Here is a 23,598-nt window from a genome sequence, read left to right on the forward strand (position 1 = left end):
AGATTGCTCGGAGTCATAATCAGGTGATTATGCATGCTGCGATCAAGCTGCGTCATATCCGGGCGTTCCTGGACATTGCCGCGGAAGGAAGCCTTTCAGCGGTCGCCAGACGCCATGGCATCACCCAGCCGGCCCTGAGCCGCACGCTCGCCGAGCTCGAGGAGTTGCTGGCGGTTCAATTGTTCCGGCGCGAGAAGCGACGCCTGGTGCTGACCGAGCACGGCGCTTTGTTTCGCCGCCATGCGAGCGTCGGCCTGCAGGCGCTCGAAGCCGGCGCGGCGGCGCTGCATCCGGGGGCGGCGGGCAGCACGATCCGGGTCGGGGTTCTGCCGACGGCGGCGACGCGGCTGTTTCCGCGCGTGGCGCTCCGCTTCCGCGAGATCGCGCCGGAGACCGTGCTGGCGATCGAGACCGGCCCGCATTCCTTTCTGATCGGCTTGCTGCGCGATGGCGCGATCGACCTGATGATCGGGCGCATGCCGGCCGCGAGCGAGATGGCCGGCCTGATCTTCGAGCATCTCTATGAGGAGGAGATCGCCCTCGTCGCCCGTCACGATCACCCGCTGCGCGACGAGCGCGCCGCGCAACTCCTGCCGCAGGTTCCGGTGGTCATGCCGCCCGGCACGGCGATCATCCGCCGGGCGGTCGACGAGTATCTGATGACGCTCAATCTCGCCGGGTTGCTGCCAGCCTTCGAGACGGTCGCCCTGCCGGTCGGGCGCGGCCTCCTGCTGGGCTCGGACGCGGTCTGGTTCATCTCGCGCGGCGTCGTGGCCGACGAACTGGACCGCGGCGAGTTCCGCGAGATTCCGACGGGGGTGCGCTTCCTGTCGGGAGCGGTCGGGCTGACCCGGCGCCAGGCGGGGCCATCCGTCCCGGGTCTGGAGCTGCTGGCCAGGTTGACCAGGGAGAGCATCGAGCGGCACGGCGAGGGCAGGTCCTCTTAGCTCCTGAAACTGCACGGTCTGCGGCGGGCCAAAGCGCGCCCCAGTCCAGTCATCGTCAGCGCGTCGGAAGAAGGCGCCTATCCGGCTCGCGGCCGGTCGTGCCAGCTCGCAGCACTGTGTCCGCGAGCGAATGGATTCTATCGCGCGCATCCATCACTTCATAAGTGCAGGGTTATGATCTCGCGCATGCTTTGCATTATTCGGCGCAGTTCTGTGCTGGTAAGTTATGGACATAAGGAGAGAGCAAGCGAGGCCTATCGTCCATCGCGGAGACATCGGCAGCGGGATTAAAGACTCGACGAAGATTCCGATGCCGTTTCGCTCCGCTCGTTCTTCGTCGACGCGCGCTGATACTCCACCGGCTGCTTGTGCCGCCCCGGTCGCGGGGCGAGCGACGGCATGAAGCGAAGGCAGATTTCGATCCGATCCCGACCACGCTGAGCGCGCGGCGGTGGTCTCCGGCATTGCGCGCACTCATCCTGCCGAAAATCTAAAAAAACAGATCATCCATCTAGGGAGAAGATAATGACGATTGCGCTCGAAGGTGAGCCCAAGGGCGGGCATCAGTCGAAGAAGGCGGCTGCCAGCGGCTGGATTGGCTCTGCCCTGGAATATTACGATTTCTTTATTTATGCGACGGCCGCGTCCCTGATCTTTCCGCAGATCTTCTTTCCGTCCAGCAACCCCACGGTCGCGATCGTCGCTTCGCTCGCAACCTATGGCGTCGGCTACGTCGCGCGTCCCATTGGCGCCTTTGTGCTGGGACACTGGGGCGACACGCATGGGCGCAAGAACGTGCTCATCCTCTGCATGTTCCTGATGGGCTTCTCGACGATCGCGGTCGGCCTGCTGCCGACCTATGAGCAGGTCGGCATCCTGGCTCCGATCCTGCTCGTCATCATGCGCCTGATCCAGGGCTTCGCCGTTGCCGGCGAGATCTCGGGTGCGAGCTCGATGATCCTCGAACATGCTCCCTTCGGTCGCCGCGGCTTCTTCGCCAGCTTCACGCTGCAGGGCGTGCAGGCGGGCCAGATCCTGGCCGCCGCGGTATTCCTGCCGCTGGCTCACTTCATGCCTGAAGCTGCCTTCAACAGCTGGGGCTGGCGCATTCCCTTCCTGCTGAGCTTCATCGTCATCATCGCCGGCTGGATCATCCGCCGCGAGGTCGACGAGACCCCGGCCTTCCGGGAAGAGGGAAGCCAGAACGCCAAGCCGCGCTCGCCGGTCGTCGAGGCGATCCAGACGACCTGGCCCGACATGATCCGCGTCGTCCTGATGGCGCTGATGAACGTGATCCCGGTCGTCGCCACCATCTTCGGCGCCGCCTATGCCGTGCAGGCCGCCTATGGCATCGGCTTCCACAAGGATGTCTATCTGTGGATCCCGGTGCTGGGGAACATCGTCGCCTGCATCGTCATCCCCTATGTCGGCAACCTCTCCGACAGGATCGGCCGCCGCCTGCCGATCATCGTCGGCGCCCTCGGCTCGGGCGTGCTCGCCTTCGGCTATCTCTACGCGATCTCGATCCACAGCGTGCCGCTGGCGATCCTGATGTCGGTGCTGATGTGGGGCGTCGTCTACCAGGGCTACAACGCGATCTTCCCGAGCTTCTATCCGGAACTGTTCCCGACCCGGACCCGCGTCTCCTCGATGGCGATTTCGCAGAACATCGGCACCGCCTTCACTGCACTGCTGCCCGCTTTGTTCGCGATCGTCGCGCCTCCTGGTTCGCAGAACGTGCCGCTGATCGTCGGTGCGATCGCCTTCGCCATCACCGGCATCGCGGCTGCCGCTGCCTGGTCGGCGCGCGAAACCTACCGCGTGCAGATGAAGGACCTCGGCAATCCCGATGCCGTGCCGGTCGACAAGGCAACCTATGACCGCCTGCGGGACGAGGCCATCTCCGCCTCGCGTGGCTGAGATCCCGACGATCGAGCTGAGAAGCCCCGGCGCGAGCCGGGGCTTCGTGCTACCCCGGCGTCCTGTCGCTGCGGACATAGCGCCACAGCACCTCGGCGACCTCGATCCGACGCCGCGCTTTCGCTTCGGGCGAGGACATGTCCCAGCGGAATTGCGCCTCGAACGTATGCCGGTTTGCCACCGAGAATATCGACAGGGCGTTCAGCGTGACATGGAGTTCATGGGCATCGACCTCCGGCCTGATCGCGCCGAGGCTCTTGCCCTTGGCCAGCACGCGCTCGACCTGGCCGATGATCGGCCGGGTCATCTGCTTGAGCTTCTCGCTGCTGCCGATGTGCCGGCCGCGATGGATGTTCTCGATCGCGACGAGCCGGACGAATTCCGGATTGGCCTGATGGAAATCGAAGGTGAATTCGGCGAGCCGGCGGATCGCCGCCTCCGGTTCGAGGGTCTCGAGATGCAGGCTCTCCTCCGCCTGGCGCATCCTGCCATAGGCCATCTCCAGCACGGCGACGAAGAGCTCTTCCTTCGAGTTGAAGTAGTAGAAGATCAGCCGCTTGGTGATCCCGGCCCGCGCGGCGATCGCGTCGGCATTGGCGCCGAGCAGCCCATTCTCGGCGAATTCCTCGAAGGCGATCTGCAGGATCTCGGCCTTCGTCTTCTCGCGATCCCGGCGGCGAACCTTGGTTGGTTCCGCGCTCGCCGGCGTCTGCGCACTGGCTGCTTTCATCCCGCGATCCCGGTCGTCCGTTCCGATATGGGCCTTGTCTGCTTAGACGATTTTGTGCTGCTTGACAGTAATTATCCATGAGGTTAATTGAGACATAATTATCCTGCAAGTTAATTGCAGGCGAGCCTATGGCGGTTACAGGGAGCCGTGAGAACATGACGACCATCGCAATCGGTGTGATCGGCGCAGGTCTGATCGGACGCAAGCACCTGGCCAAGATCGCCGCGCATCCCGATTTCGACCTCGCCGGGATCGCCGACGTCAATGCCGAGCAGGTCGCGGCCCAGAACCCCGACGCACGCGTCTTCGCCGACTATCGGACGATGCTCGACGAGACCCGGCCGGACGCCGTCATCATCGCCTCGCCCAATCAGCTGCATGCCGAGAACGGCATCGAATGCGCGCGTCGCGGTATCCACATCCTGATCGAGAAGCCGGTCACCGATATGCTGGATTCGGCGAACGCGCTGATCGGCGCGGTCAAGGCGGCCGGCATCCATTCGCTGGTCGGCCATCACCGCCGCCATCATCGTCAGGTCGCGACCCTGCGCTCGCTGCTGAGCGAGCGCCGGATCGGTGATCTCGTCGGCGTGTCCGCCATCTGGGCGGTGCACAAGCCGGCTTCCTATTACAACGCGGCGCCCTGGCGGACGCAGGCCGGTGGCGGCCCCGTCCTGATCAACCTGATCCATGAGGTCGATTTCCTGCGCTTCTCGGTCGGCGAGATCGTCTCGGTCGGCGCCGTCCTCTCCAACCGCCGGCGTGGTTTCGCCGTCGAGGACACGGCCGGCGTGCTGATCGAGTTCGAGAGCGGGGCGATCGGGACCTTCTTCGTCAGCGACAGTGCCGTCTCGCCCTGGACCACCGAGCAGGGCGTCGGCGAATCCCCGGAGTTCCCGTTCAGCGGCGAGAGCAGCTACCGCTTCATGGGCAGCCGTGGCGCGCTCGAATTCCCGAACCTGGTCGAGTGGGCGCAGGCCGGCGAGCCGAGCTGGAACCTGCCGATCAAGGCGCAGCGGATCCATGCGCCGACGCTCGACCCCTACATCGCCCAGCTCGACCATTTCCGCGACGTGATCCGCGGTACGGCGGCGTCGCTGCAGCCGGTCGAGGACGGGGCGCGCACGCTGATCGCGACGCTCGCCGTGGCCGAGGCTGCCGCGACCGGCCGGCGGGTCGACCTGCGCGATCGCTACACGACCCTGCTCTCGCCTGGCGCAGCGTAGCGAAGGACGCCGTGAGCGGACGGGGCTCCCGCCGTCAGCGCGACGTTCCGCCCGCGATTGGGAAGACGCTAGGTCGCAGCCGCTTGAATGGCAGGGTCTCGATCCGGCTGGTGCAGGGGCCGGGCGTCGCCACGGTGAAGCTGCCCTTGGCGATGTTGTCATAGGCGCGCCGATGCGCCACCGCCGCCTTGACGCCGATCGCCTTCAGCGTCTCCGGTTCGATGCCTTGTGAGCGCAACTGCCCGAGATCGAAGGGCGGCGTCTTGCGACTGCTCAGCAGAATGGTGACGCCGCCGGCCTGCACCACTACGCTCGGCCCCATGCTGAAGCGCGAGCCCTGCGATGCCGCCAGATGGCTGTTGAGGTCTTCGAGCGCGAACGCGCCATCGCTGGCGCTGACGAAGGCAGCCTCGATCTCGACCGGTCCTTCGGCGATCGCGCTGCCCTTGCCGCCGATCGAGAGACTGCGCACCTCGCCAGGCTGCGCTCCGGACATCGCCGCGACGGCTGCCGGATCGGCGATGGCGACCGCGCAGTTCTCGACGCCATGGCGCAGGAAGGCGCGCAGCACCGAAGTGCTGTCGCCGGGCGCACCACCGCCGATATTGTCGGCCGGCTCGACGACGATATACGGCCCGCCGGGCGAGCGCAGGATCTCGGTGACGGCCTGGTCGATGTCCCATTCCGCCGGCAGGCCGAGCTCGCGCAATTCCGTCGCAATCAGCACCAAGCGGTCGAGCGCTTCCCGGGCGGCAGCTTCCGGTCCGGTGAAGGCCAGCGCGAAGGCGACGCCGGCTTCCGGTACATCCGAGAACGAGTAGCCGCCGATGACGTTCGCGACCCAGATCGCCGGATTCTCCTGCTCGATCCGGCGCGCCAGCGCTTCGAGGTCCTGCATCGGCCGGTCGGCCGTACCGGTGCCGGTTGGCGGCCACATCACAGGCGCGTTGCAGGAGAGCATGCGCGGCAGCTCGCCCTCTTTCAGGGCACGCGCGAGCAGCCGGGCTGAGCGCACCGCCGATTCGCGCGCGTCGGTGTGCGGGTTCTCACGATAGGCAACCAGGGCGTTGGCATGCTCAGCCATGGCCGCGGTGAAGTTGGCGTGCAGGTCGAAGACGCCGAAGACCGGCAGTCTCTCGCAGCCCGGCACGGAGCGGATATGGGCGAGCAGCGCGCCTTCCGGGTCGGGGCTTTCGGTCGTGACCATGGCGCCGTGCAGCGCCAGCCAGATGCCGTCGAGACCGCCCGAGGCGAGCGCGGCCGCCAGCCCGACAGCGAAGTCCCGCAGGAAGCCCTGGAAGATGGCGTGATCGACGGTGCCGGCGGGCAGAGCCGTATAGTCGACCGTCGGCACGACCTCCCAGCCTTCCGCCGCCGCGACCTCGAGGAAGCCGTCCACGGTCGAGCCGTCGCCACGCCGCCGCAGCAGCTCCTCGCCCTGGCGGATGGTGAAATCGGCGAGCCCGGTGATCTCGTCGACGAAGCTGTGCGTCTCGTGGAAGAGCGCCCCGAGCAGGATGCGGCGGCGTTGCGACATGGTCTCGGCAGCTCCTGCGGACGAAGCAGGAGCATCTCGGCGGCTCGCCTGTTCCGAATCAAGCCTGCATTGTTCCACTCCAGGGAACGTAGGTCCTTTGACAGCGCAAGCCCGCTGCCGGTTTCATGGCCGCGCCGACGGCCGAAGGGGCGGGCGTCGGCGCTGCTCTGGAATGGATCCGCATGCGCGTCTTCACTGCGTCGCTGGCGACGGAAACCAACACGTTCGCGCCGCTCTATGTCGATCGCAGTGCCTTCGAGAGCGCCTTCTATTGCCCACCCGGCGCGCACCCGGATACGCCGACATTGTGCTCGGCCCCGATCGTCGCGGCGCGCCGCCGCGCTGCGAGCGAGGGCTACGATCTGGTCGAGGGCACGGCGACCTGGGCCGAGCCGGCCGGGCTGGTCTCTCGCGAGGGCTATGAGAGCCTGCGCGACGAGATTTTGGGCCAGCTCCGGGCGGCGCTGCCGGTCGACATCGTGCTGCTCGGACTGCACGGCGCCATGGTGGCGCAGGGTTACGATGATTGCGAAGGCGACCTGATCGCGCAGGCACGGGCGCTCGCCGGGCCCGATTGCGTCATCGGTGTCGAGCTCGACATGCACTGCCATCTTAGCGCCGGGATGATCGAGGGCGCCGACATCATCGTCGCCTTCAAGGAATTCCCCCATACCGACTTCCTGGCGCGGGCCGAGGATCTGCTGGAGCTCTGCCTCAGGACGGCGCGCGGGCAGGTGCAGCCGGTGAGCGCCGTCTTCGACTGCCGCGGGCTCGCCGCCTTCATGACCAGCCGCGAGCCCGGCCGCAGCTTCGTCGACCGGATCAAGGCGATGGAAGGCCGGGACGGCATCCTCAGCATCTCGGTCGCGCATGGCTTCCAGGCAGCCGATGTCGCCGATGTCGGCAGCAAGGTGCTGGTCATCGCCGATGGCGACCGTGACAAGGCCGCGGCGCTGGCGACGCGGCTCGGGCTGGAGATCCTCGGCTGGGGGCAGGGCGCTTCGCCCAGGCATTACAAGCCGGAGGAGGGCATCGCGGCTGCGATCGAGCAGGCCGAGCCGGGCAAGCCCGTCGTTCTCGCCGATCGCTGGGACAATCCGGGCGGCGGCGTCGCCGGCGATTCTTCCGTCATGGTCGAGGCGTTGCTGCGCCACCCCGAGATTCCGGCGGCGATCGGGGCGCTCTGGGATCCCGTCGCAGTGAGCCTTTGCCGCGCCGCCGGCATCGGGGCCGAAATCCCGCTGCGCTTCGCCGGCAAGGCGGCGCCGTCCTCCGGCCGGCCGATCGACGCGATGGTGGAGGTGGTCGGAACGACCGCCGATCTGCTGATCCCGTTCGAGCAGAGCTGGGTCTCGCTCGGACCGGCGGTTGCGATCAGGATCGGCCTTCTCCACATCGTCCTGGCCTCGACCCGCGCCCAGACCTTCAGCCCGCCGGTCTTCACCGATCTCGGCATCGATCTTTCGGCGAAGACGCTGGTCGTGGTCAAATCCTCGAACCATTTCCACGCCGCCTTCGCGCCGATCGCCGCCAGCGTGCTCTATCTCGACAGCGGCGGGCCCTATCCGCCCGACGCCAGCAAGATCCCCTATACCAAGGTCAAACGCCCCTTTTCCCCGCTGGATCCGAATCCATGGCTGTAGCTCAATCCGCCGCTGCGCTGCCGCGCCTGTCGCTCGCCGGGGTCGAGGACCAGATTCTCGACGGGACGATCAAGGGCGTCCCGTCCGCGGCCTCCCTGCGGCTCGGCGAGATCGGCCGGCAGGGCTGGAACGTCCTTGCCGGCGACATGCCGATGCCGCTCGCCGTCATTCGCGAGAGCGTGCTCAAGGCGAACAGCGCCTGGATGGCCGCCTTCACCGCCGCCAACGGCCTGCTGATCGCCCCGCACGGCAAGACGACGATGGCACCGCAGCTCTTCGACCTGCAGATCGCCGATGGCGCCTGGGCGATCACGGTCGCGACCATGCAGCAGCTCACCGTCTGCCAGCGTTACGGGGTCAAGCGCGTCATCCTCGCCAACCAGCCGGTGGGCAAACAGGAGATCGCCGCCTGCTTCGAGGCCCTGCGGGAGCCGGGCTTCGAGCTCTACTGCCTCGCGGACAGCCTCGCCGGCGTCGAACTGCTGGCGGAGGCTGCCGGAGGGCATCGCAACGCCAATCCGCTGCGTATCCTCGTCGAGATCGGCTTCATGGGCGGGCGTACCGGCGCGCGCAGCCGCGAGGAGGCAATGGCGGTGGCGCGCGCCGTCGCTGCCTCGCCGGGCTTGCGGCTCTCCGGGTTCGAGTGCTTCGAGGGCTTGCTGAGTGAGGCCAAGGCGGCTGATCGGTTGCTCGATGAAGTGGTCGCGACGGCTGCGGCGGCTGAAGCCGAAGGGCTGCTCGGCCACGAACCGATGGTGCTGAGCGCCGGTGGAACCTCGCTCTTCGACCGCGCCGGCGAGCGCTTCAACGCCGCGTCCTTCGCGCGGCCCATCCTCAAGCTGCTGCGTTCCGGCTGCTATCTCACCCATGACTCGACGACCTACACGGCCTCGTTTCGCCGGATCACGATGGAGACGAGCCTCGCCTTGCCGCCGGGCGGCTTGGAGCCGGCGCTGGAAGTCTGGGCCTATGTCCAGTCGCGGCCCGAGCGCGGGCGCAGCCTGCTCACCGTCGGCAAGCGCGACATCAGCTATGATTCCGGCTTTCCGGTGCCGTTGCGCTGGTATCGGCCGGGCGGCGCGATGGCGCGGCCGGAACCTATGCCTGCCGGACACACAGTGCTCGCGCTCAACGACCAGCACTGCCATCTCGGCACGCCGCTGAAGAGCCCGCTGGAGGTCGGCGACATGGTCGCCTTCGGTATCGGCCACCCCTGCACCACCTTCGACAAATGGGGGCTGCTGATGCTGGTCGACGACGCCTATCAGGTGACGGGGGCAATCCGGACCTTCTTCTGATCTGTTGTTTCTTGTCGTGAAACTCGCGATCCTTGACGCGAAATAACGGCGGCAACTACGCTTTCGGTCAGGTTGCGAACCTACCGTCTCGGCGAACGAGCCTTGCCACGGCGAGACTTGAGAGGTTGCGGGCCGCCGCATGCGATCGGTGGTCCAGCGGCGGTAGCCGATGTCCGGGAGGTCGATGTGCGTCTTGCCCTGATCCACATTGTCCAGGAGACCAACGACTTCAATCCGGTGCTGACGACGCTCGCCGACTTCCAGGCCTTCGGCCTTTATGAAGGCGAGGACATCGCCCGGCATTTCAGCGATATCGGCCAGATCGGTGGCCACTATGCCGCGATCAGGGAGTCGGGGCTCGAAGTCGAGACCGTCCCGATCATCCGCGCCTGGGCGGTGGCGGGCGGCCGGATTTCGCGCGAGGCCTTCGCTTTCTTCCAGGAGAAGATCCGCATCGGCCTCGAGGCGATCGGCCCGATCGACGGGCTCGTCCTGCATCTGCATGGCGCCTGCGCCGCCGAGGGCGTCGACGATGTCGAGGGCGAGCAGGCCGAGCTCTGCCGGCAGATCCTCGGTCCAGACATCCCGATCCTGCTCGGGCTCGATCACCACGCCAATGTCACCCACAAGATCATGGCCAATTGCACGGCCATCGTCGGGCACCGCACCCAGCCGCATGACGTCTTCGATACCGGCAAGGTCGGCACGCAAGTGCTGCTGCGGATTCTGACCGGCAAGCTCAAACCGGTCATGGCCTGGCGCAAGATCCCGCTGCTCTCGCATCAGGAGCAGTTCCTGACCTCGAAGGGCCCGATGAAAATCTGGTTCGACCAAGCGAGGGCGTTGGAGGCAGATCCGCGCGTGCTTCAGGCCTCGAACTATCCGATGCAGCCCTGGCTCGATGTCGCCGAGGGCGGCTGGTCGACCATCGTCGTCACCGATGGCGATCAGACCTTGGCCGAAAAACTTGCTGACGAGCTCGCCGATCTCGCCTGGTTAATGCGCGACGATTTCCAGGTTCGCGAAGCGGTCTCGGTCGACGACGCCGTACGAGCGGGCGATGCCGCCGAGCGTGGCATGATCGTGCTGAGCGATACCGGCGATACCGTCTTCGGCGGCGCGGCCGGCGACAGCAACCTGATCCTCGAGTCGATCCTGCGGCAGGGTACAAGGAGCCGCACCCTGATCCCCCTGATCTCGCCGCAGGCGGTCGCGACATTGGTCGCAGCGGGCGAGGGCGCCGAGGTGACCTTGCCGCTCGGCGGCGATGCGGCGACCGCATTCTTCAAGCCGCTCACGGTGACCGGGCGGGTCAGGCGGATCGGTGGCGGCCCGGTCCGACTGGATTACAATCACCAGCCCGAAGTCGACATGGGCCGGGTGGTGGTCTTCGATGTCGGGCCGGTGACCCTGCTGATCAGCGAACTCCGCGGCGTCGCCGGCAATGTGCCGGGTGTCTACGAGGCCTTCGGCATCGATCTTTCCGACTACAAGATGGCGGTGCTCAAGACGGCCTCGAACTTCCAGTATTTCGCCCCGATCACCTCGCAGGTGATCCGCGCCGACACGCGCGGACCGGGGCAGTCCGATGTCTTCACCCTGCCGTGGCAGCGCATTCCACGGCCTGTCTACCCACTGGAAACGATAAGCGACTGGCGGGCGCATTCGTCCCAGCCGGGAGCGGGAACGGGCTGATTGTCGACCTGAACAACAAGAGGGGAGAGCGATGACAAAGCTGTCGCGACGTCAATTCTGCATCACCGGTCTCACCCTGGCGGGAGCAGCGCCGCTGCTCGCGGCCGGCCCTGCCTTCGCCCAGCAGCTCAAGGGCGGCACGCTGCGTGTCGCGGTTCTCAGCGAGCTCGCCAATTTCGATCCCCAGCAGCTCTCGACGGTCAATTTCCACGTCATCAAGAACCTCTATGACAGCCTGATCGAGTACACGCCGGAGGGAAAGCCGCAGCCGAGCCTCGCGACCGAGTGGAAAATCTCGCCTGACAAGACCTCGGTCAGCCTGACGCTGCGCGATGGCGTCACCTTCCACAACGGCGCGCCCTTCAAGTCGGATTCCGTGCTGGCGACGCTGCAGAAGGGCGCCGACCCCAAGCGCGGCAAAAACGTCTTCTCGACCATGTCGATCGTCAAGGACTGGTCGGCGCCGGACGAGCGCACGGTGGTGATCAACTTCAAGGCGCCGGCGCCCGAGCGCCAGATCCTCGATCTCCTGCAGTTCCTCATCCCGATCGAGGCCAAGGGCATCGACACGGTCGAGACCGTGCCGGCCGGCACCGGGCCCTACACGCTGGTCAGCCGCGCCGTCGGCCAGGGGCTGACGCTCAAGGCCAATCCGAAATACTGGCGCGAGAAGCAGCCGATCGCGCAGGACCTCGTCTTCACCGTGTTCAGCGAGGACGCGGCCGCCACTGCCGCGCTGGAATCGGGCGCGGTCGACATCGTCTACAACGGCTCCTCGCGCAGCGCCGTGCGGCTGAAGGGCGCCGGCTATCAGGTCTTCGCCGGACCGGGCCCGCTGGTGCAGGTCTTCCGCATCAACTCGACGCGCGGCCCTTTCCGCAACAAATCGTTCCGGCAGGCCTTCAACCATCTGATGGATCGCGCCAGCATCCTGCGTGTCGGCTATGCCGGCATGGGCAAGGTCGTGGCGCTGCCCTGGGCGCCGGCGAGCCCGGCCTTCGACGACAACTACACCAACACTTACGCCTATGACCTTGAAAAGGCGAAGAAGCTGATCACCGCCTCCGGCCTGTCCGCCGACGAGATGAAGGGCTGGAAGCTGCTGGTCAACGGCAGCGACGAGGCCTCCGTATCGATCAGCCAGATCGTGCAGGGCTCGCTGCAGAAGATCGGCGTGCCGATCGACCTCGACATGCGCCAGGGCGCCGAATACGTCACCGCACTGCTCGGCGGCGACTTCGCCGCGACCTTCGGCGCGGTCGGCAATGTCCAGAAATTCCCGTCGCGGGTCACGACCAACTCGATCTACCGCACCTCCGGCAATCCGATCTTGAAGGACCCGCACCCGCATCCGGATTATGTCGCGGCGATCGCCAAGGTCGACGCCGCTGCCGGCGGCGAGGCGGAGGTCAAGGCGGCCTATGACAACCTCAACCGCGTCATGGTCGAGGAGGCCTTCGGCATTCCGACCAATTCCTACGATGTCGGCCTGATCGTCGCCTCTGAGAAAATCAGCGGCATCACGCTCGACATCGACAACCTCTTCATCGCCCGCACCATCGGGTTCAAGTGAGGCGGTGGAACGGGGCCAGCCCGGTGCCTGACGTATTGCGGTTCGGCGCTGGCCCATGAAGGAGGCGTTGGCATCCCTGCGCCACCTGCTGCGCCGGTTGCTCGCCCGGCGTGGCACTGCTCTGAGCTTGATCTTCCTTGCTCTGGTCGCGTTGACCGCGACCTTCGCCGGCCTGCTGCCGCTCGATCCACTGGCGCAAAGCATTGCGGATTCGCTGAAGCCGCCCTCGGCCGAGAGCTGGTTCGGCACCGACGAACTCGGCCGCGACATCCTGGCCCGCGTCGTCTACGGCGCGCGCACCTCCCTGGTCACGGCCTTCGGCGCCGTCCTGATCGCGGCGCTGATCGGCGTGCCGGTCGGGCTCGTCGCCGGCTTCTACGGTGATTGGCGCGACTCGCTGCTGATGCGCTGCATCGACGTGCTGCTTGCCCTGCCGAACATCCTCTTCGCCATGGCGCTGATCGCGGTGCTGGGCCGCAGCCAGGGCGCGGCGCTGATCGCCGTCGGCATCGCCGGCATTCCGGGTTTCGCCCGGATCGCGAGGGCGCAGGTGATGGCGCTGCGCCAGCTCGATTTCGTCATGGCGGTGCGCAGCTTCGGCGGCGGGCCCGGCTACATCATGCTGCGGACCCTCCTGCCGAACATCCTCAGCCCGCTCGTGGTCCAGGCGATCGTGCTGGCCTCGATCGCGATCCTGCTCGAGGCGGCGCTCGCCTTCCTCGGCGTCGGCGTGCCGCCGCCGACCCCGAGCTGGGGCGAGATGTTGCGGACCGGCAAATCCTATCTCTACGAGGCGCCGAGCTATGCCGTGCTGCCCGGCCTTGTGCTGACGCTGACGATCCTTTCCTTCGATACGATCGGGCGGGCTCTGACCGCGATCCTCGACCGCGACGAGACCGAGGCCTCCGGCGTGGCGATCGGAGGCCGGCGATGACGGCCTATGTCCTGCGCCGCCTCGCCCAGATGCTGCCCGTGCTGCTGATCGCCTCCTTCGCGATCTTCGCGATGATCTATGCCGTGCCGGGCGGGCCGGTCGCGGTCATCGCCGGCGAGAACGCCACGCCCGAGGAAATCGCCGAGGTGACCCGGCGCTTCGGCTTCGACCGGCCGATGGTGGTGCAATATGCCGACTGGCTCGGCCGGGCGGTCACCGGCGATTTTGGCCTGTCGCTGCACAGCCGCCAGCCGGTGCTGCAGTTGATCGGCGAGCGGCTGCCGGCAACGCTGCAGCTCGCGCTCTCGGCGATCATCGTGGCGCTCGTCATCGGCATCCCGGTCGCGATCGCCAGCGCGGTCAGGCCGAATTCCTGGCTCGATCGCGTGCTCAGCGGCTGGAGCGCGTTGGCCCTCGGCGTGCCGACCTTCTGGCTCGGCATCCTGCTGATCCTGCTCTTTGCCGTCGAACTGCGCTGGCTGCCCTCGGCCTCGCGCTATGTGCCGCTCTGGGAAGCGCCGCTCGATGCCCTGCGCAGCCTCGTCCTGCCGGCGCTGACGCTCGGCGTCTACGTTTCGGGCGTGCTCGGGCGCTTCCTGCGGGCGTCGCTGATCGGCGAAGCGCGAGCCGACTATGTCCGCACCGCCCGCGCCAAGGGCGTGCCGGAGAGGCGCGTCGTCGGCCTGCACATCATGCGTAACGCGCTTTTGCCCTTCGTCACCATCGTCGGGCTGATGATGGCGCACTTCATCGGCGGCGCCGTGGTGACCGAGGCGGTCTTCACCTATCCGGGCCTCGGGCGCCTCTTGATCCAGGCGATCACCACCCGCGACTACCCGCTGATCCAGGGCTGCATCCTGGTGATCCTGATCGCCTACATGCTGATCAACCTCGCGGTCGACATGCTCTACGCCTGGATCGACCCGCGGATCGAATACCGATGAGCCGGCCGTCAGCCCGCTGCTGCCGGCTGCGAGCCGAGCCGGGCCGAGATGCCGGCCGCGATCTCGCGCAGCCGCGCGCCGGCCTTGGCCGCCAGCGAATGCGGCATCCGCATCAGCGGCGCCGAGATCGAGAGCGCCGCGACCGGATAGCCGTTCTCGTCGAGGATCGGCGCGCCGATGCACATCGCGCCGTCCTCGTTCTCGCCCATCTCGGTGGCGTAGCCGGTCCGTGCCACCTGGCGCAGCTGGCGCTCGATCTCCTCGCGTTCGAGCAGCGTGCGGCCGGTGCGCTCGGTCAGCGGCAGGTCGAGCTGCCGCTGTCGTTCGGCCTCGGGCAGGAAGGCGAGGATCGCCTTGCCGAGCGCGGTCGAGTGCATCGGGTGGCTGTCGCCGATACGTGCCTGCATCCTGAGCGAGCGATTGGCCTCGATCAGGTCGATATAGACGATCGTGCCGTTGCCCTTCACGGCGAGGTTCACCGTCTCGTTGAACTCATGCATCAGCTCGGTCATCGCCGGCCGGGCGAGCGTGCGGATCTTGCTGACGCTGGCATCGGCGCGGGCGATCGCACGCATTTGCGGGCCGAGCGTGTAGCGATCCGTCGCCCGGTTGTGGTCGAGGAATTTGGCGGCCGTCAGCGTCTGCAGATAGCGGAAGGTCGTCGTCTTCGGAATCCGCAATTCCTTGCTGACGGCAGTGAGCGCGATCTCGTGGCCGTGGCGCGCGACCAGTTCCAGCACCTTCAGCGCCTTCATCACCGGCTGCACGACATAAGGGTTCTCGGTCGTCTTCGGCATGGCCGCTCCGGTCGTCCCCTGAACGATGAGCCGGCATAGCCAGCGCCATCGAATTCCGCAACACGAAACCCGTGTTCCTTTACGCGGATGGAGCGCTTTGGTCTGCTCGTGCGGATTGCAGCGGAGGCGGCGGACGTGGCAGCGAACGGCACCGAGCAGGCGGGAACACTGCGCTTCGAGGAATCGGCCCGGCAGATCGCCAAGAATGCGCGCTTCATCGCGGGTGGGGTGAACAGCAATTTCCGGCTCGGCATGGCGCCGGGACCGCTCGTCTTCGAGCGTGGCGAGGGCGCCTATCTCATCGACGTCGATGGCAACCGGATCATCGACTATTACTGCGGCATGGGCGCGACCGTGCTCGGCCACACCCCTGCGCCAGTGCTGGAGGCGGTCAGGACACAGGCGGAAAAAGGCATTCTCTTCGCCGGCCAGGCGCCGATCGAATACGAGGCGGCGAAGCTGATCTGCGAGCGCGTGCCCTCAGCCGAGCGGCTGCGCTTCGGCTCATCGGGTTCGGAGGTGGCGCAGGCGGCGATACGGCTCGCCCGCGCCGCCACCGGTCGGCGGACCATCGTGAAGTTCGAGGGGCACTATCACGGCTGGTTCGACAACATCCTCTGGTCCACCGCGCCGGGGCTGAATGCGGCCGGGCCGGAGGATGTGCCGACCCCGGTGATCGGCAGCAAGGGCCAGGACCCAGACGCGGGCGAGGGGCTCTCCATTCTCGGCTGGAACGATCTCGCCGCGCTGGAAGCGCGCCTCGCCAGGGGCGACGTCGCAGCGGTGCTGATGGAGCCGGCGATGTGCAACCAGGGCGCCATCGCCCCGGCGCCGGGCTATCTCGAAGGCGCGCTCGCCGCCTGCCGCCGGCATGGCGCGCTGCTGATCTTCGACGAGGTCATCACCGGCTTTCGCCTCGCTCGCGGCGGCGCGCAGGAGCGCTTCGGCGTCACGCCCGATCTCACTCTCATGGCCAAGGCGATCGCCAACGGCTTTCCGGTCGCGGCGATCGCCGGCCGGGCCGATCTCGTCGACCAGTTCGCCGACGGCGTGCTGCATGGCGGCACCTTCAACGCCCAGCCGATCGCGATGGCGGCGATGGTCGCGACGCAGAAGCTCCTGACGCCAGAGCATTACGAGCGCAGTTCCGCCCATGGCCAGCGCCTGCAGGACGGCATCCGCACGATCCTGGCTGAGGCGGGAATCAAGGCACAGGTCGCCGGCTTCCCACTGATGTTCCATGTCGCCTTCGGGCTCGACGCGCCGGCGCGGACCTATCGGGATGTCGCGCGTTCGGACAAGGTCGCCTACAGCCGCTTCGCCCATGCGCTGCTCAGGCGCGGCGTGCGTGTGCTGGAACGGGGCGCCTGGTTCGTCTCCTCGGAGCATGACGCGGCGGTCGTCGATGCCACGCTCGAGGCGGTTCGGGGAGCCGTCGCGGAGATCTGAGCCAGGCAGATAGATGCCCTGTGCCTGATCACCAGGGCCGGCGTGGGCCGGTGTCGATGTGGATCAGCCCGTTCCAGTAGAGCTTGTGGCCGCCGACCTCCGGCAGGGCACGGGCCCACTCCAGCACGGTGCGCGGCCTGACGCCGGGCACGCGGAAATCCATCGCCTCGCAGCGCTTGTGATAGGAGCCGCGCCGCGCCCGCCAGGGTGGCCGCCAGGTCGAGGTCACTTTCACCGCCCCGTACTTGTCCGAGATCTTGCCGAGGATGCTCTTGAGTAGCGGCGGCAGGCAGGCGATCGAGGTCCCAGGGTCGGTCGAGATGCCCGGCCTGTCGGGCTTCTCGTCGGGGTCGAAGGCGGGTTCCTCGGCGGTCTGCCCCGGCGTGCGCTGCGGCCATTCCGGCCCCTCGTCGTCATCGGGCTGGGCGAGGGTGGGCGCCGGGCCTGAGGCGACGCTGGCTTCGATTGGTGCAGCGGGGACGACGATGATCGGCGGCGCACCCGGCTTGATCTGCAGGTCGAGATCGAATGGGCGCTCCGGCGGCAGCGGCGCGAGCATCATCTGCGCTGCGGCCGCGCCGCCAAGCACCATCCCGGTGGCACAGGCACCGGCCAGTACGACTCGCCGCATTGCGCTCATGCAGCGCGGGACGCCGATGGCGGGACGACGGCCAGGGGCGCGCGATCACGATGCGTTGTTGGCCTCGGCATTCCCGCAGCGGTGCTCCTGACGCATCGGCAGTGCTTGCCGACGAATCGTGCCGGCGCCGAAGACTGACGTTACGTCCCGGTTTGCCATGCTTCGATGCGCCGCGACAACCGCCTTGCGCCGGGAGCGGCCGATCACGAAAATTGGAGCCGAAACGGCCGGGAATCGTGCCGCTTCCGCGGGCGGCACGAACATATGCGGCAAAGACATGGCGACAGCCGCGTTGTGCGGCGCGGCGAACCCTTGCGTGATTCTAAAGCAGGGTCTAATCGACTGGCGAGATTGAGGGCGCCGCCTCGGCGCCGGGTTGAAGCGGGGTGACAGATGCAAGCTCTTCCTGTGCAGTCCCTGCTGTCGGACTACCTGCCTTTGGTGATCTTCATCGGCCTGGCGCTGGTGATCGGCCTGGCGCTGCTGGTCGCCCCCTTCGCCGTCGCCTATTCCAAGCCGGACGCCGAGAAGCTCTCGGCCTATGAATGCGGCTTCAACGCCTTCGACGACGCGCGCATGAAGTTCGACGTGCGCTTCTACCTCGTCGCCATCCTCTTCATCATCTTCGACCTCGAAGTCGCCTTCCTCTTCCCCTGGGCGGTCGCCTTCGGCGGGCTCGGCTGGCTCGGATTCTGGTCGATGATGGTCTTCCTCGGCGTGCTGACGGTCGGCTTCGTCTACGAGTGGCGCAAGGGCGCGCTCGAGTGGGACTGATCGCTTTGTCGCTGAGACCTGATACGCTCCCGTCCATGTTCTTACATTCGACGAAACTCAAAGGTTCGAACTGATGGCCATGACAGCGATCGATCGTGGTGATCCGCTGGTCGCGTCCGCGCCGCGGGGCCTGCTCGGCCCGGACGGCAAGCCCATCGGCGCCCGCGATCCCTACTTCGTCGAGATCAACAATGAGCTCGCCGACAAGGGCTTCCTCGTCACGGCGAGCGATGACCTGATCAACTGGGCCCGCACCGGCTCGCTGATGTGGATGACCTTCGGCCTCGCCTGCTGCGCGGTCGAGATGATGCAGCTCTCCATGCCGCGTTACGATGTCGAGCGCTTTGGTTTCGCGCCGCGCGCCAGCCCACGCCAGTCGGACGTGATGATCGTCGCCGGCACGCTGACCAACAAGATGGCTCCGGCCCTGCGCAAGGTCTACGACCAGATGCCGGAGCCGCGCTACGTCATCTCGATGGGCTCCTGCGCCAATGGCGGCGGCTACTACCACTACAGCTATTCGGTGGTGCGCGGCTGCGACCGCATCGTGCCGATCGACGTCTATGTGCCGGGCTGCCCGCCGACCGCGGAAGCGCTGCTCTACGGCGTGCTGCTGCTGCAGAAGAAGATCCGGCGGACCGGGACGATCGAGCGCTGAAGCGCTCGTGGACCGGTGGCTTGCGAAGGTGATGCGATGAGCGAAGCGCTCGTGACATTGGGCGAAGAGATCAAGGCGGCGCTGCCCGGCGCGGTGACCGATATCGTCGTCGCCTATGACGAGCTGACCGTGCTCGCCGAGGCGGCCGATATCGTGCGGGTCCTGAAGATTCTCTACGACGATCCGCGCTTCCGCTTCGTCAATTTCACCGACATCGCCGGCGCCGACTATCCGCAGCGCGAGAAGCGCTTCGAGGTCGTCTATCACCTGCTCTCGCCGCGCCATAACCGGCGTGTGCGCGTCAAGATCCAGACCGACGAGGCGACCCCGGTTCCGTCCGTGATCGAGGTCTTTCCGGCGGCCAACTGGTACGAGCGCGAGGCCTACGATTTCTACGGCATCCTGTTCTCGAACCATCCGGACCTGCGCCGCATCCTCACTGATTACGGCTTCGAGGGTTATCCCCTGCGCAAGGACTTCCCGCTGACCGGATTCGTCGAGGTCCGCTACGACGACGAGCAGAAGCGCGTCGTCTACGAGCCGGTGAAGCTGAACCAGGAGTTCCGCAACTTCGACTTCCTCTCGCCCTGGGAAGGGACGGAATACGTCCTGCCGGGCGACGAGAAGGCCAAGGCGGGCTGAGCGGATGGGCGAAGGCCACAAACTCTCCGGCGGCTGTCTCTGCGGCTCGGTTCGCTTCACGGCGACCATGGCCAAGCCGGAGATGGACGTCTGCCATTGCGACATGTGTCGCAAATGGAGCGGCGGCGTGCTGATGACCGTGCCCTGCACCGACGTCGCGGTCGCCGACGAGACGAATCTTGCCGTCTATCCCTCGTCCGAATGGGGCGAGCGCGTCTTTTGCCGGAACTGCGGCACCAGCCTGTTCTGGCGTCAGCGCTCGGGCGAGGGCCATGTCGCGGTGGCGTTCCCGAGCCTCGACGATCCTTCCGATCTCGTCTTCGCCGAAGAGATCTTCATCGATGAGAAGCCTGACCTTTACGCCTTCGCGGGCGAGCGCCGGCGCAAGACCGGTGAGCAGGTGATCGCCGAATTCCATGCCGCCCAGGAAGGCCGGACATGACCGAACACAACATCCGCAATTTCTCGATCAATTTCGGGCCGCAGCATCCGGCGGCGCACGGCGTTCTGCGCCTGGTGCTGGAGCTCGACGGCGAGATCGTCGAGCGTGTCGACCCGCATATCGGCCTCTTACATCGCGGCACCGAGAAGCTGATCGAGCACAAGACCTATCTCCAGGCCGTGCCCTATTTCGATCGGCTCGACTATGTCGCGCCGATGAACCAGGAGCACGCCTTCGCGCTTGGCGTCGAGAAGCTGATGGGCGTCACCGTGCCGCGCCGCGGCCAGCTCATCCGCGTGCTCTATTCCGAGATCGGCCGCATCCTCTCGCATATCCTCAACGTCACCACGCAGGCGATGGACGTCGGCGCGCTCACCCCGCCGCTCTGGGGCTTCGAGGAGCGCGAGAAGCTGATGATCTTCTACGAACGGGCCTGCGGCGCGCGCATGCACGCGGCCTATGTCCGGCCGGGCGGCGTCCACCAGGACCTGCCGACCTCGCTGATCCACGACATCGCTGAATGGTGCGACCCGTTCCTCAAGGTCTGCGACGACCTCGAGACCTTGCTCACCGACAACCGGATCTTCAAGCAGCGCAATGTCGACATCGGCGTGGTCGATCTCGAGACCTGCTGGAAATGGGGCTTCTCGGGCGTGATGGTGCGTGGCTCCGGCGCGCCCTGGGACCTGCGCAAGTCGCAGCCCTACGAGTGCTACGAGGAGATGGAGTTCGACATCCCCGTCGGCAAGAACGGCGACTGCTACGACCGCTACTGCATCCGCATGGAAGAGATGCGCCAGTCGGTGCACATCATGAAGCAGTGCTGCGAGAAATTGCTCTCGGCCGATGGCGGCGGGCCGATCTCCTCGCTCGACGGCAAGATGGTGCCGCCCAAGCGCGGCGAGATGAAGCGCTCGATGGAAGCGCTGATCCACCACTTCAAGCTCTACACCGAGGGCTACAAGGTACCCGAGGGCGAGGTTTATGCAGCGGTCGAGGCGCCCAAGGGCGAGTTCGGCGTCTATCTCGTCTCCGACGGCACCAACAAGCCCTATCGCTGCAAGATCAAGGCGCCGGGCTTCGCCCATCTCCAGGCCATGGATTTCATGTGCCGCAAGCACATGCTCGCCGACGTCTCGGCGATCCTCGGCTCCCTCGATATCGTCTTTGGTGAGGTGGACCGCTGATGTCCGTCCGTCGTCTCGCGCCTGATCACGTTCAGCCGACCTCCTTCGCCTTCAACGCGGCGAACGAGAACTGGGCCGATCAGCAGATCGCCAAATACCCCGAAGGCCGGCAGGCCTCGGCCGTGATCCCGCTGCTCTGGAAAGCGCAGGAGCAGCATGATGGCTGGCTGCCGCGCGCCGCGATCGAAGCGGTCGCCCGCAAGCTCGGCATGGCGCCGATGCGGGTGCTGGAGGTCGCGACCTTCTACACCATGTTCGCCCTGCAGCCGGTGGGCGAGCACTTCATACAGCTCTGCGGCACGACGCCTTGCGCGCTGCGCGGCGCCGAGGCGCTGAAGAAGGTCTGCGAGGACGTCATCGGCCCGCAATCGACCGTCACGGCCGACGGCAAGCTCTCCTGGCTCGAAGTCGAATGCCTCGGGGCCTGCTGCAACGCCCCGATGGCGCAGATCAATTTCGACTATTACGAGGACTTGACGCCGGACAATTTCCGCAAGCTGCTCGGCGATCTGCGCGAGGGCCGTCCGACCAAGCCCGGCCCGCAGGTCGACCGCTCCTGCTCGGAGCCGCTCGGCGGCGGCGACACGCTGAAGGATCCGGCCCTGTTCGACGGCTCGGTGATCGGCGCCGGCGACTGGCAGAAGCGCATCACCAGGCAGCGCGAAGACGCGATCAAGATCGCCAGCGAAAAGGCTGCGGCCGAGGCCATGGCCAAGGCGGAAGCCGAGGCTGCTGCTACGATGGCCAAGACCGGGCCGACCGACGTCAAGACCGCGCCGGCCCCCGAGGCCGCTGCGCCCGCCCGCCCGAAGCCGTCCGAGCCGAACCAGCCGGCCAGCGCCGCGCAGGACACGCCTTCTGCGACGAGCAAGGCGATCAAGGACAATCCCGCCGAGGGCACAGCTGAGAAGGCGCCGGCAGCCAAGGCTGCGCCGGTCGCCGAGCCGGCTCCCGCCGTTGCCGAGTCCAAGCCGCAGCTGCTGACCGCGGCACGCGGCGGCAAGGGCGACGATCTCGAGCTGATCTGGGGCGTCGGTCCCAGGCTCGGCAAGATGCTGAACGAGATGGGCGTCTGGCACTTCGACCAGGTCGCCGCCTGGACCCCGGCGGAGCTCGCCTGGGTCGATGCAAGGCTGACCGGCTTCAAGGGCAGGGCGGTCCGTGACGACTGGATCTCGCAGGCGAAGAAGCTCGCTACCGGCTGGCGGCCGGAGAGCAAGCTCGGCGACAAGCCGGCGAACTGAGGCGACAACGATGCTGGCTGATCGCGACCGCATTTTCACCAATCTCTACGGACTGCATGACCTGTCGCTGAAGGGCGCCATGCAGCGTGGTGCCTGGGACGGCACCAAGTTCCTGCTCGAGCAGGGCCGCGACTGGATCATCGACGAGATGAAGAAGTCGGGCCTGCGCGGGCGCGGCGGCGCTGGCTTCCCGACCGGCCTGAAATGGTCGTTCATGCCCAAGCAGAGCGACGGGCGCCCGCACTACCTCGTCGTCAATGCCGACGAGTCGGAGCCGGGCACCTGCAAGGATCGCGAGATCATGCGCAACGACCCGCATACGCTGGTCGAGGGCTGCCTGATCGCCTCCTTCGCCATGGGCGCGCACGCGGCCTATATCTACATCCGCGGCGAATATGTCCGCGAGCGCGAGGCGCTGCAGCGCGCTGTCGACGAGGCCTATGAGGCAAACCTCATCGGCAAGAACAACAAGCACGGCTATCCCTTTGATCTCTATGTGCATCACGGCGCCGGCGCCTATATCTGCGGCGAAGAGACGGCGCTGCTCGAGAGCCTCGAGGGCAAGAAGGGCATGCCGCGGCTGAAGCCGCCTTTCCCGGCCAATGTCGGCCTTTATGGCTGCCCGACCACCGTCAACAACGTCGAGTCGATCGCGGTCGCGCCGACCATCCTGCGTCGTGGCGCCAGCTGGTTCTCCTCGATCGGCACGCCGAACAACGTCGGCACCAAGCTGTTCTGCATCTCCGGCCATGTGAACAAGCCCTGCAACGTCGAAGAGGCTATGGGCCTGACCTTCCGCGAGCTGATCGACCGCCATTGCGGCGGTATCCGCGGCGGCTGGGACAACCTCAAGGCGGTCATCCCCGGCGGCTCCTCGGTGCGCATGGTGCCGGCCGAGCAGATCATCGACACGCCGATGGATTTCGACTCGCTTTCGAAGCTGAAGTCGGGCCTCGGCACGGCGGCGGTGATCGTGATGGACAAGTCGACCGACATCATCCGCGCCATCGCCCGCATCAGCTATTTCTACAAGCATGAGAGCTGCGGCCAGTGCACGCCCTGCCGCGAGGGCACCGGCTGGATGTGGCGCGTCGTCAACCGCATGGCGGAAGGCCGCGCCCAGAAGCGCGAGATCGACATGCTGCTCGACGTCTCCAAGCAGATCGAGGGCCACACCATCTGCGCGCTCGGCGACGCTGCCGCCTGGCCGATCCAGGGTCTGATCAACCATTTCCGTCACGAAATCGAGCAGCGCATCGACGACTATGCCGCCAACCCGCATGGCGAGCCGGTCAGGCTCATGGCGGCGGAGTGAGAC

Annotated in this window: 22 protein-coding genes; 17 read left to right on the forward strand and 5 right to left on the reverse strand. The window is 66.7% G+C overall.

Going from position 1 to position 23,598, the window contains the following annotated elements; genetic code table 11:
* Window positions 1-29 precede the first annotated feature (29 nt).
* Both ASE66_RS26015 and ASE66_RS26020 read left to right on the forward strand, forming a co-directional pair.
* On the forward strand, window positions 30-947 hold the full coding sequence (locus ASE66_RS26015; RefSeq protein ID WP_057192621.1) for a LysR substrate-binding domain-containing protein: 918 nt from the start codon (window positions 30-32) through the stop codon (window positions 945-947).
* A gap of 525 nt (window positions 948-1,472) precedes the next feature.
* A complete protein-coding gene (locus ASE66_RS26020) occupies window positions 1,473-2,867 on the forward strand; it encodes an MFS transporter (RefSeq protein ID WP_057192622.1) in 1,395 nt (464 codons plus the stop codon).
* Between the two features lie 49 nt (window positions 2,868-2,916).
* Here the strand turns inward: ASE66_RS26020 and ASE66_RS26025 are convergent, their stop codons facing one another.
* Window positions 2,917-3,597: a TetR family transcriptional regulator gene (locus tag ASE66_RS26025; RefSeq protein ID WP_057192623.1), complete on the reverse strand. Its 681-nt coding sequence runs from the start codon at window positions 3,595-3,597 to the stop codon at window positions 2,917-2,919.
* Between the two features lie 155 nt (window positions 3,598-3,752).
* Here ASE66_RS26025 and ASE66_RS26030 point away from each other — a divergent pair, with 155 nt between their 5' ends.
* Window positions 3,753-4,823 (forward strand): Gfo/Idh/MocA family protein, encoded by a 1,071-nt coding sequence (locus ASE66_RS26030; protein ID WP_057192624.1) that lies wholly within the window; start codon window positions 3,753-3,755, stop codon window positions 4,821-4,823.
* A gap of 34 nt (window positions 4,824-4,857) precedes the next feature.
* Here the strand turns inward: ASE66_RS26030 and ASE66_RS26035 are convergent, their stop codons facing one another.
* Window positions 4,858-6,360, reverse strand: a complete 1,503-nt coding sequence (locus ASE66_RS26035) for a M81 family metallopeptidase (protein ID WP_057192625.1) — start codon at window positions 6,358-6,360, stop codon at window positions 4,858-4,860.
* A gap of 182 nt (window positions 6,361-6,542) precedes the next feature.
* Here ASE66_RS26035 and ASE66_RS26040 point away from each other — a divergent pair, with 182 nt between their 5' ends.
* The 6 genes from ASE66_RS26040 to ASE66_RS26065 all read left to right on the forward strand — a co-directional run bounded on the left by ASE66_RS26040 (window position 6,543) and on the right by ASE66_RS26065 (window position 14,447).
* Entirely contained in the window at window positions 6,543-8,003 is a 1,461-nt protein-coding gene (locus tag ASE66_RS26040) for a M81 family metallopeptidase (protein WP_057193400.1), read from the forward strand.
* Entirely contained in the window at window positions 7,994-9,301 is a 1,308-nt protein-coding gene (locus ASE66_RS26045) for an alanine racemase (protein WP_057192626.1), read from the forward strand. Before ASE66_RS26040 ends, ASE66_RS26045 begins: the two co-directional genes overlap by 10 nt.
* Before the next feature lie 186 nt (window positions 9,302-9,487).
* Window positions 9,488-10,996: a M81 family metallopeptidase gene (locus ASE66_RS26050; RefSeq protein WP_057192627.1), complete on the forward strand. Its 1,509-nt coding sequence runs from the start codon at window positions 9,488-9,490 to the stop codon at window positions 10,994-10,996.
* A gap of 31 nt (window positions 10,997-11,027) precedes the next feature.
* The gene (locus ASE66_RS26055) at window positions 11,028-12,569 is read left to right on the forward strand and encodes an ABC transporter substrate-binding protein (protein ID WP_082613737.1); all 1,542 of its coding nucleotides are present in this window, start codon (window positions 11,028-11,030) and stop codon (window positions 12,567-12,569) included.
* Between the two features lie 55 nt (window positions 12,570-12,624).
* Complete coding sequence (locus ASE66_RS26060; protein ID WP_057192628.1) at window positions 12,625-13,503, forward strand: ABC transporter permease; 879 nt, start codon at window positions 12,625-12,627, stop codon at window positions 13,501-13,503.
* A complete protein-coding gene (locus ASE66_RS26065; protein ID WP_057192629.1) occupies window positions 13,500-14,447 on the forward strand; it encodes an ABC transporter permease in 948 nt (315 codons plus the stop codon). Before ASE66_RS26060 ends, ASE66_RS26065 begins: the two co-directional genes overlap by 4 nt.
* Before the next feature lie 8 nt (window positions 14,448-14,455).
* On the opposite strand, the gene ASE66_RS26070 is transcribed toward ASE66_RS26065, so the two are convergent.
* Window positions 14,456-15,244, reverse strand: a complete 789-nt coding sequence (locus ASE66_RS26070) for an IclR family transcriptional regulator (protein ID WP_057192630.1) — start codon at window positions 15,242-15,244, stop codon at window positions 14,456-14,458.
* 135 nt (window positions 15,245-15,379) lie between these two features.
* On the opposite strand from ASE66_RS26070, the gene ASE66_RS26075 reads away from it, so the two are divergent.
* Window positions 15,380-16,693 (forward strand): aspartate aminotransferase family protein, encoded by a 1,314-nt coding sequence (locus tag ASE66_RS26075; protein ID WP_244495065.1) that lies wholly within the window; start codon window positions 15,380-15,382, stop codon window positions 16,691-16,693.
* Between the two features lie 28 nt (window positions 16,694-16,721).
* Here ASE66_RS26075 and ASE66_RS26080 read toward each other — a convergent pair whose 3' ends face one another.
* Both ASE66_RS26080 and ASE66_RS32265 read right to left on the reverse strand, forming a co-directional pair.
* Complete coding sequence (locus ASE66_RS26080; protein WP_082613739.1) at window positions 16,722-17,333, reverse strand: YcbK family protein; 612 nt, start codon at window positions 17,331-17,333, stop codon at window positions 16,722-16,724.
* Window positions 17,334-17,378: 45 nt separating this feature from the next.
* Entirely contained in the window at window positions 17,379-17,612 is a 234-nt protein-coding gene (locus ASE66_RS32265; RefSeq protein ID WP_156412332.1) for a hypothetical protein, read from the reverse strand.
* A gap of 129 nt (window positions 17,613-17,741) precedes the next feature.
* Between ASE66_RS32265 and ASE66_RS26085 the strand changes: the two genes are divergently transcribed.
* From ASE66_RS26085 to nuoF, 7 genes are all read left to right on the forward strand, one after another.
* Window positions 17,742-18,107: an NADH-quinone oxidoreductase subunit A gene (locus ASE66_RS26085; protein WP_156412377.1), complete on the forward strand. Its 366-nt coding sequence runs from the start codon at window positions 17,742-17,744 to the stop codon at window positions 18,105-18,107.
* Window positions 18,108-18,186: 79 nt separating this feature from the next.
* Window positions 18,187-18,765, forward strand: coding sequence for a NuoB/complex I 20 kDa subunit family protein (locus ASE66_RS26090; RefSeq protein ID WP_156412378.1), 579 nt, complete (start codon window positions 18,187-18,189; stop codon window positions 18,763-18,765).
* A 36-nt stretch (window positions 18,766-18,801) separates the two neighbouring features.
* Window positions 18,802-19,407, forward strand: coding sequence for an NADH-quinone oxidoreductase subunit C (locus tag ASE66_RS26095; protein ID WP_057192634.1), 606 nt, complete (start codon window positions 18,802-18,804; stop codon window positions 19,405-19,407).
* Between the two features lie 4 nt (window positions 19,408-19,411).
* Complete coding sequence (locus tag ASE66_RS26100; RefSeq protein WP_057192635.1) at window positions 19,412-19,849, forward strand: GFA family protein; 438 nt, start codon at window positions 19,412-19,414, stop codon at window positions 19,847-19,849.
* Window positions 19,846-21,036 (forward strand): NADH-quinone oxidoreductase subunit D, encoded by a 1,191-nt coding sequence (locus ASE66_RS26105; protein WP_057192636.1) that lies wholly within the window; start codon window positions 19,846-19,848, stop codon window positions 21,034-21,036. Before ASE66_RS26100 ends, ASE66_RS26105 begins: the two co-directional genes overlap by 4 nt.
* The gene (gene nuoE, locus ASE66_RS26110) at window positions 21,036-22,280 is read left to right on the forward strand and encodes an NADH-quinone oxidoreductase subunit NuoE (protein ID WP_057192637.1); all 1,245 of its coding nucleotides are present in this window, start codon (window positions 21,036-21,038) and stop codon (window positions 22,278-22,280) included. The genes ASE66_RS26105 and nuoE overlap by 1 nt, the downstream gene beginning before the upstream one ends.
* Window positions 22,281-22,290: 10 nt before the next feature.
* Entirely contained in the window at window positions 22,291-23,595 is a 1,305-nt protein-coding gene (gene nuoF, locus ASE66_RS26115; protein ID WP_057192638.1) for an NADH-quinone oxidoreductase subunit NuoF, read from the forward strand.
* Window positions 23,596-23,598 lie beyond the last annotated feature (3 nt).

The organism is Allobosea sp. Root483D1 (assembly GCF_001429505.1).
In the GTDB taxonomy this organism is placed as follows: domain Bacteria; phylum Pseudomonadota; class Alphaproteobacteria; order Rhizobiales; family Beijerinckiaceae; genus Allobosea.

Excerpts from the sequence above, each read along its gene's own strand:
- ASE66_RS26065 (WP_057192629.1), top strand. The coding sequence starts at position 13,500 with ATGACGGCCTATGTCCTGCGCCGCCTCGCCCAGATGCTGCCCGTGCTG.
- nuoF (WP_057192638.1), top strand. The coding sequence starts at position 22,291 with ATGCTGGCTGATCGCGACCGCATTTTCACCAATCTCTACGGACTGCAT.
- ASE66_RS26070 (WP_057192630.1), bottom strand. The coding sequence starts at position 15,244 with ATGCCGAAGACGACCGAGAACCCTTATGTCGTGCAGCCGGTGATGAAG.
- ASE66_RS26055 (WP_082613737.1), top strand. The coding sequence starts at position 11,028 with ATGACAAAGCTGTCGCGACGTCAATTCTGCATCACCGGTCTCACCCTG.
- ASE66_RS26095 (WP_057192634.1), top strand. The coding sequence starts at position 18,802 with ATGAGCGAAGCGCTCGTGACATTGGGCGAAGAGATCAAGGCGGCGCTG.
- ASE66_RS26090 (WP_156412378.1), top strand. The coding sequence starts at position 18,187 with ATGACAGCGATCGATCGTGGTGATCCGCTGGTCGCGTCCGCGCCGCGG.
- ASE66_RS26035 (WP_057192625.1), bottom strand. The coding sequence starts at position 6,360 with ATGTCGCAACGCCGCCGCATCCTGCTCGGGGCGCTCTTCCACGAGACG.
- ASE66_RS26080 (WP_082613739.1), bottom strand. The coding sequence starts at position 17,333 with ATGAGCGCAATGCGGCGAGTCGTACTGGCCGGTGCCTGTGCCACCGGG.
- ASE66_RS26025 (WP_057192623.1), bottom strand. The coding sequence starts at position 3,597 with ATGAAAGCAGCCAGTGCGCAGACGCCGGCGAGCGCGGAACCAACCAAG.
- ASE66_RS26015 (WP_057192621.1), top strand. The coding sequence starts at position 30 with ATGCATGCTGCGATCAAGCTGCGTCATATCCGGGCGTTCCTGGACATT.
- ASE66_RS26105 (WP_057192636.1), top strand. The coding sequence starts at position 19,846 with ATGACCGAACACAACATCCGCAATTTCTCGATCAATTTCGGGCCGCAG.
- ASE66_RS26020 (WP_057192622.1), top strand. The coding sequence starts at position 1,473 with ATGACGATTGCGCTCGAAGGTGAGCCCAAGGGCGGGCATCAGTCGAAG.
- ASE66_RS26040 (WP_057193400.1), top strand. The coding sequence starts at position 6,543 with ATGCGCGTCTTCACTGCGTCGCTGGCGACGGAAACCAACACGTTCGCG.
- ASE66_RS26060 (WP_057192628.1), top strand. The coding sequence starts at position 12,625 with ATGAAGGAGGCGTTGGCATCCCTGCGCCACCTGCTGCGCCGGTTGCTC.
- nuoE (WP_057192637.1), top strand. The coding sequence starts at position 21,036 with ATGTCCGTCCGTCGTCTCGCGCCTGATCACGTTCAGCCGACCTCCTTC.
- ASE66_RS26100 (WP_057192635.1), top strand. The coding sequence starts at position 19,412 with ATGGGCGAAGGCCACAAACTCTCCGGCGGCTGTCTCTGCGGCTCGGTT.
- ASE66_RS26045 (WP_057192626.1), top strand. The coding sequence starts at position 7,994 with ATGGCTGTAGCTCAATCCGCCGCTGCGCTGCCGCGCCTGTCGCTCGCC.
- ASE66_RS32265 (WP_156412332.1), bottom strand. The coding sequence starts at position 17,612 with ATGTCTTTGCCGCATATGTTCGTGCCGCCCGCGGAAGCGGCACGATTC.
- ASE66_RS26030 (WP_057192624.1), top strand. The coding sequence starts at position 3,753 with ATGACGACCATCGCAATCGGTGTGATCGGCGCAGGTCTGATCGGACGC.